At 65.8% G+C, this 2976-nt stretch carries 3 protein-coding genes; all 3 read left to right on the top strand.

The features are described 5' to 3' along the window. Positions 1-219: 219 nt before the first annotated feature. The 3 genes from JHC79_RS23215 (at position 220) to JHC79_RS23205 (ending at position 2789) form a co-directional block, all read left to right on the top strand. Positions 220-933, top strand: coding sequence for a GNAT family N-acetyltransferase (locus tag JHC79_RS23215; RefSeq protein WP_296395370.1), 714 nt, complete (start codon positions 220-222; stop codon positions 931-933). A 127-nt stretch (positions 934-1060) separates the two neighbouring features. Further along, positions 1061-1978, top strand: coding sequence for a hypothetical protein (locus JHC79_RS23210; RefSeq protein ID WP_296395368.1), 918 nt, complete (start codon positions 1061-1063; stop codon positions 1976-1978). A 337-nt stretch (positions 1979-2315) separates the two neighbouring features. Then, positions 2316-2789 carry an NUDIX domain-containing protein gene (locus JHC79_RS23205; protein WP_296395366.1) on the top strand — a complete coding sequence of 158 codons (474 nt, stop codon included), beginning with the start codon at positions 2316-2318 and terminating at the stop codon, positions 2787-2789. The last annotated feature ends 187 nt before the right edge of the window (positions 2790-2976 follow it).

Genomic DNA, 2976 nt, shown 5'->3' with positions numbered 1-2976 from the left:
GCTACGCGGTGTGCACACCCGGATCGTCCCGGGACGCGCGCACTACATCTGACGCGTTCGTCGACCGAGACCGCCTGATCGCATCAGCCGACAGGCGGTCTCGTCATACGCCGGGCCGCGTGGCCCACCCCGGAGTCGTCGATTCCGGCGCTGTCCGCGGGCACACTGGTCGTCGTCCGGCACAGCGGCGGACGACGACAGACGAGGAGCCGCCGTCCCATGCGCGATGGACGCCATCCACTGGACAACCCCGTACGCGAGTCGCTCGAGGGCCATCATCGTCACCTCGTGCGTCGGCACGGCACGGCGATCACCTACGAGTCCGAGGTCAGTACGTTCGCCGCCGTCGAAGCGGACGGGTCGACAGACGATGGCCGGTGGGAGGACATGGCAACTCTGCTCGGGCCCGGTGGGCTCGCGGACATGTTCAGCAGCACCGCCCGACCGCCGACGGAGTGGGAACCGGTCTTCACACTGCCCGGTCTGCAGTTCGTGCACAGTGGTGTTGCGCCGATGGCGACGGTCGCTCCCACGGGCACCGAGCGGGTCACCCTCTCGGCGATCGACGTACCGGACATGCTTGGTCTCGTCGCGGCCACCCGACCCGGCCCGTTCTTCTCGCGCACACACGAGATGGGCACCTACCTCGGACTCCGGCGTGACGGCGAACTCGTTGCAATGGCAGGGGAGCGCCTCCACCCGCCCGGCTGGACCGAGATCAGCGCGGTCTGTACCGCGCCCGACGCACGCGGTCAGGGGTTCGCCGCGCACCTGATCAATACTCTCGTCGGCCGGATCGTGGCGCGCGGGGAACGCCCGTTTCTCCACGCATTGGAGGAGAATCGGAGCGCGCTCGAGTTGTATCGACGACTCGGCTTCGAGACCCGCGCATCAGTCGTTTTCCAGGGATTTCGCGTGCCGCCGGTGGTGTGAGGCGACCGACCGACGTCGGCACCCAGAATTTTTCCGAGCGCCTCGGGAACTTTCCTGCCGGGTTGCTGCATCTGATGCTGTGTCCGAGTCGATACCGGCTCCACCAGCACCCCCGAGGAGAGTTCCGATGAGCACCAAGCAGATGGACACCGATCACGACGGCACCACCGATGTGGTCCTCACCGATGTCGACAACGATGGCACCGTCGACTACGGCGAGGCCGACACCAACGGTGACGGGATTGCCGATATCCGGGCCAGTGACACCGACGGCGACGGACGCATCGACGTCATCGTGACCGACACCGACCACGACGGACGCTACGACCGCCAGGTCGTCGACTCCGATGGCGACGGCAAGCCCGACTCCACCACCAGTGTCGACCTGCGGGCCAACGCCCTGAGCGACCCGGACTCCACCTCAACCACCAGCAGCGACTCCACCTCCCGGGGTTCGTCGTCGCGGTCACAGCAGAGCGAGGACACCGGCAGCCCGGCCACCTCGGACTCCCGCACCTCGTCGACCGACTCGAGCAGCGACCGCTCCACCACCTCGCAGTCGTCGGAGTCGTCGTCGCGGTTGAGTGAGTCGTCGACCACATCGTCTCGGACGAGCACCGAGTCCGACACCACGCCGCAGAGCTCCTCGCACGGCACCGGCCAGATGTGGGAACTCGACACCAACGGCGACGGCACCAACGACGTCACCCTCACCGACACCGACGGCGACGGCGAAGCCGACAAAGCCTCCTGGGACACCAACCACGACGGCCGCATCGACGTCGTGCAACTCGACACCGACGGCGACGGCACCTGGGACCACAAATACATCGACACCAACAACGACGGCCGCGCCGACACCGAACTCCAGGACACCGACGGCGACCACTTCTACGACACCGCCCGCATCGACTCCGACGCCGACGGCACCGTCAACTACTCCACCGAGAACTTCACCGACCCTGCCCCCGACACCGAAGTCCACCTGCAGTACCAGGCCAACGACCCCGGCCACGACTCCGGATCCGGCAGCTTCGGCTTCTGAGCGGGTGCAGACCCACCGTCCGGCAACAGGATTCGCCCGGCCCGCCCAGGGTCGGGCGAATCCTTTTCCCCGTTGTCGTTCGAGCGGTCCGGCCGCAGTGTCAGGTCAGTAGCTCAACTCACAGCCGACTGTGCAGACACGTACGTTAGCGTTGCTATGTATGGAGAACGAATTGTCGACTGCGCTGTTGATCAGCCTGGAAGACCGGGGCCGGCGGGTGCAAGCGATCCCAGGACGGACTGCCGCAGTAGTGTTCCCCATCATCGATCTGCCCGATTGGGGCCGATGCACGGTCGTCACGCTGCGGGCAAAGACCAACGGGCACACCGGTGGGCGCATGAGTCACGCTGGTGACGTCGTGCTGTTCGGAGGATCAGTCGAGGCTGGAGAGTCCCCCTCCGATGCCGCTCTGCGGGAGCTGTGCGAAGAATCCAACACCGACGACCATCTCACCGACCCGGAGTACCGCATCGGCGATCACCTGGGGCGATGGATCACGGAGTCGGGCATCACCGTGGACGGCTTCTTCGCAACATTGCCCGCCACGTTCTACGACGAGGCGCGACCGGACACACGCGAGGTCGATCGTCTCGTCTACCTCGGACTCGACGAGCTGACGCACCGTGCTCCGGAGCCGCAGTACCACCGAGTGGACGAGCGCGACATACAGTTCGAGACGCGGCGCCCGGTCCAGTTCGAGTCGCCGACGGTCACACTGTTCGAAGCGTCGACCGGCGAGCCGTGGACGCTGTGGGGAGCAGCCGGCTTCATGGCCTCAAGAGCTCATCGAATGCTCCGGCAGCAACCATGACCGTGCAGGTCGCATCAGCAGGCTTCTCCTTGTATTCGTCGGAGTCGTTGCGGTCAGGCGCTCCGATCAATCGTGATGCTCACCAGAGCGGTTGTCGCACAGTCAAGACGAGGATCTGTCTCAGCGCGTCACTGATCGTTGAGTCCTCATCGTCATGCAACGAGTGGAACTCTCGTGGGTCGGCACC

It is taken from the genome of Williamsia sp., assembly GCF_016462415.1.
Lineage (GTDB): Bacteria > Actinomycetota > Actinomycetes > Mycobacteriales > Mycobacteriaceae > Williamsia_A.
Note: the sequence above shows the minus strand (reverse complement) of the source record. Positions and strands in the feature narration are given on the sequence as shown.

What these genes read in the sequence shown, in the direction of transcription:
- JHC79_RS23215 (WP_296395370.1), top strand. Translation starts at nt 220, where the DNA reads ATGCGCGATGGACGCCATCCACTGGACAACCCCGTACGCGAGTCGCTC.
- JHC79_RS23210 (WP_296395368.1), top strand. Translation starts at nt 1,061, where the DNA reads ATGAGCACCAAGCAGATGGACACCGATCACGACGGCACCACCGATGTG.
- JHC79_RS23205 (WP_296395366.1), top strand. Translation starts at nt 2,316, where the DNA reads ATGAGTCACGCTGGTGACGTCGTGCTGTTCGGAGGATCAGTCGAGGCT.